Source organism: Kitasatospora sp. NPDC057198 (genome assembly GCF_042670125.1).
Classification (GTDB): Bacteria; Actinomycetota; Actinomycetes; order Streptomycetales; family Streptomycetaceae; genus Kitasatospora.
In genome coordinates this window covers 1-3,405 of record NZ_JBHUWH010000652.1, presented here as the reverse complement: position 1 = coordinate 3,405, position 3,405 = coordinate 1, and the positions used below count along the sequence as shown (strand labels likewise).

Below are 3,405 nucleotides of genomic sequence, written 5' to 3'. Positions count from 1 at the left end.
GCGTCTGGCCGGACGGCACCGCGATCAAGGAGTGACCTCCGCGAGCGGTGACCAGCCGCCGCGCCGCCCCGCCGCCCCGCCGTCCCACCGGCCGGGGCGGCGGGGCGCGTTCCGGGCCGCTTTTCCCGGCCGGATTCGGACCGATCCGGCCCGGAGTGTGGACAAGACCCCGCCCCCGGGTGCGTCATAGGGGGAACGTGAAACGGGTCACAGCCCCAGGGCCGGCCGGAGGTGCCCCATTCGAGTCCTGATCATCGGCGGCGGCTGCGCCGGACTGAGTACCGCGCTGCGCCTCCAGCAGCTGCTGCGCGCCCAGTTGAAGGACCGCCGGGTCGAACTGACGATCGTCGAGCCGCAGCCCTACCTGACCTTCCAGCCGCTGCTGGCCGAGGTCGCCGCGGGCTCCATCGACCCGCGCCACGTGGTGGTCCCGCTGCGCACCGCGCTTCCCGACTGCCGGGTGCTCACCGCCCGCGTCACCAGGATCGACCACGCCACCCGCACCGCCTGGGTGGACGCCGCCCCGCGCGGCGAGCTCCGGCTGCCCACCGAAGTCCCGTACGACGTCCTGGTGATGGCCCCCGGCTCGGTTGCCCGCACCGCCCCCGTCCCCGGCCTCGCCGAGCACGGCATGGGCTTCGCCACCGTCGGCGAGGCGGTCGCCCTGCGCAACCACGTGCTGGAGCAGCTCGACCTGGCCTCCTCCACCCGCGACCCCGAACTCCGCCACGCCGCACTGACGTTCGTCTTCGTCGGGGCCGGCTACGCGGGCGTCGGCGCGCTTGCCGAACTGGAGGACATGGCCCGCACCGCCACCAAGGGCTACCACAACCTCGACCCCGACGACCTGCGTTGGATCCTGGTCGAGGCCAAGGACCGCATCCTCGGCGAGGAGACCCCCGAACTCGCCGAACACACCCTCGCCGAACTGCGCGAACGCAACATCGACGTCCGGCTCTCCACCACTCTGGAATCCGCCGCCGACCAGTTGGTGCTGCTCTCCGACGGCAGCCGCTTCGCCGCCCGCACCCTGGTCTGGACGGCCGGCATCCGCCCCGCCCCCGTCCTCTCCCTCACCGACCTCCCGCTCGACGGCGGCGGCCGGATCACCTGCCTCCCCACCCTGCGGATCGCCGCCCCCGACGGCACCCCGCTGCCCGACGCCTGGGCCGCCGGCGACTGCGCCGCCGTCCCCGACCAGGCCGGCGAACCCTGCGCCCCCAACGCCCAGCACGCGCTCGCCCAGGCCAGACTGCTCGCCGAGAACCTGACCGCCGAACTGGCCGGCCGCCCGCTCGCCGCCTACCGGCCCGACCACCCCGCCTGCTCCACCTCGCTCGGCCTGCACCGCGCCGTCGCCCACACCAGGCGCGGCACCCGCCTCACCGGCCGCCGCGCCTGGTGGCTGCACCGCGCCCGCCAGTTGCGCCGCCTGCCGACCAGGGAGCGCCGGATCAGGGTGCTGACGGACTGGCTGTTCGGCGGCCTCTTCCAGCGCGAGATCGTCTCGCTGGGCACCATCGAGCACCCCCGGGCCGAGTTCGAGTCCGGGTTCGAGTCCGGCTCCACCGCGGGCCCCGGCACCTGACCCGCCGCCCCGCTTCCCCTTCGCTCCCCCTTCCTTCCCTCCCTGTCCCCCTTTCCTCCGGCCCCTTTCCTCTGGCCCCTTTTTCCCCGTCCTCCCGTCCTTCCGTCGAGCCGTCGCCCCGGGCCGTTGCCGGTCCGAGGTCCGTGCAGGAGTGCGCCCCCAGCGTGCGCCTCGCGGAACGCGCCGTACCGGGGGCTCGACTTCCGGAATCACACCGGAGCCTGACAGGATCAACCCGACGGAACCGCTACGGCGAGTGCAGTAGGACGCACGCATTGTGATCATCACACCGCAGCTGTCCGCCCGCAGGCACCACCCCCCATCAGTCCCCGAGGAAGCGGCCGACGTTGAACCTCATGCGCTGGAGCGCCCGGCTCACCGGAGCCGCCTGGCGGGCCCACCCCGCCACCGCGGACGAACCCGTCACCGTCCCCGGCCCGCGCGACCCGGCCGCCGCCGACCTCCGCGACCCCGAACAGCTCTACGACCTGCGCGAGGTCCTGCGCCGCCTGCCCGCCCCCGTCGCCCTCACCCACGGACCCCAGCACCAGCTCGGCTACGCGAACCAGGCGTACCGCGACCTCTTCGGCCCCCGCACCCCCGGCCGCCCCGCCGCCGAGTCGCTCCCCGAACTCGCCACCCTCGGCGTGCTCCCCCTGCTCGACCAGGTCCTGCGCAGCGGACGCCCGCGCAGCGTGAAGTCCCGCTGCATCCTCGGCCTCGGCGGCAACCGCTACTACAACATCGCCTGCGTCCCGCTCGGCCCCGACGGACCGGCCGCCCCCGCCGGCGTCCTGGTCTTCGCCACCGAGGTCACCGACCAGGTCCAGTCCGCCGGCCGCCTCCGCGAAGCCGAACGCCGCCAACGCGAAGCCGCCGTCACCCTCCAGCACAGCCTGCTCCCGCAGAAGCTCGAACAACCCGACACCCTCCACGTCGCCGCCACCTACCAACCCGGCGGAGCCGACGCCGCGGTCGGCGGCGACTGGTACGACGTGATCGGCCTCGGCGGCGGACGCACCGCCCTCGTCATCGGCGACGTCATGGGCCGCGGCCTGCGCGCCGCCGCCGTCATGGGCCAGCTCCGCACCGCCGTCCGCGCCTACGCCCGGCTCGACCTCCCCCCGCACGAGGTGATGACCCTCCTCGACGGCCTCGCCATGGAGATCGACGCCAACCAGATCGCCACCTGCACCTACGCCGTCTGGGACCCGGCCGCCACCACCCTCGTCTACGCCTCCGCCGGCCACCTCCCCCTCCTGCTCCGCGGTCCCGACGGCACCGTCCTGCGCGGCGAGGAACAGAACGGCCCGCCCCTCGGCACCGGCGGCGCCGGCCACCTCTCCCACACCCTCCGCCTCCTCCCCGGCACCACCGGCGTCCTCTACACCGACGGCCTGGTCGAACGCCGGGACCAGGACATCGACCAGGGCATCGACCACCTCGCCCACACCCTCCGCGGCCCCGTCGGCACCCCCGACACCGTCTGCTCCCGCCTCCTGCGGGCCCTCGGCGTCACCGCCGAGCACGACGACGACGTCGCGGTGCTGGTCTTCCAGGTGCCGCTTGATCCCGAGCCCGCAGGTGTGTAGAGTTCTTCGAGTTGCCTGGCAGGGAGCACCGAGCACGCATCTGCGTGGACGGTCCCGGGGCGGCCAATCCCCTGAGAAACCAGTTCGATGATCCGTGACGGGTCGCGTTCCTTTTCGCGTCCCCGTTCGTATTCTCGGCGTGCGCTTTTCCGGAGATTGCGGCCGATTCGCTTTCAGGAGCGGGGATCGGCTAGAGTTTGAAACGTCGGACGGGGCGTCAAGCCG

1 protein-coding gene and 1 pseudogene are annotated in these 3,405 nt (G+C 73.7%); both read left to right on the top strand.

Features of this window, described 5'->3' with window-relative positions:
* Positions 1 to 238: 238 nt before the first annotated feature.
* On the top strand, positions 239 to 1,588 hold the full coding sequence (locus ACFUEL_RS37225; protein ID WP_380242256.1) for an NAD(P)/FAD-dependent oxidoreductase: 1,350 nt from the start codon (positions 239 to 241) through the stop codon (positions 1,586 to 1,588).
* 347 nt (positions 1,589 to 1,935) lie between these two features.
* A pseudogene (locus ACFUEL_RS37220) lies at positions 1,936 to 3,153 on the top strand (PP2C family protein-serine/threonine phosphatase); the annotation flags it as partial.
* Positions 3,154 to 3,405: the final 252 nt, after the last annotated feature.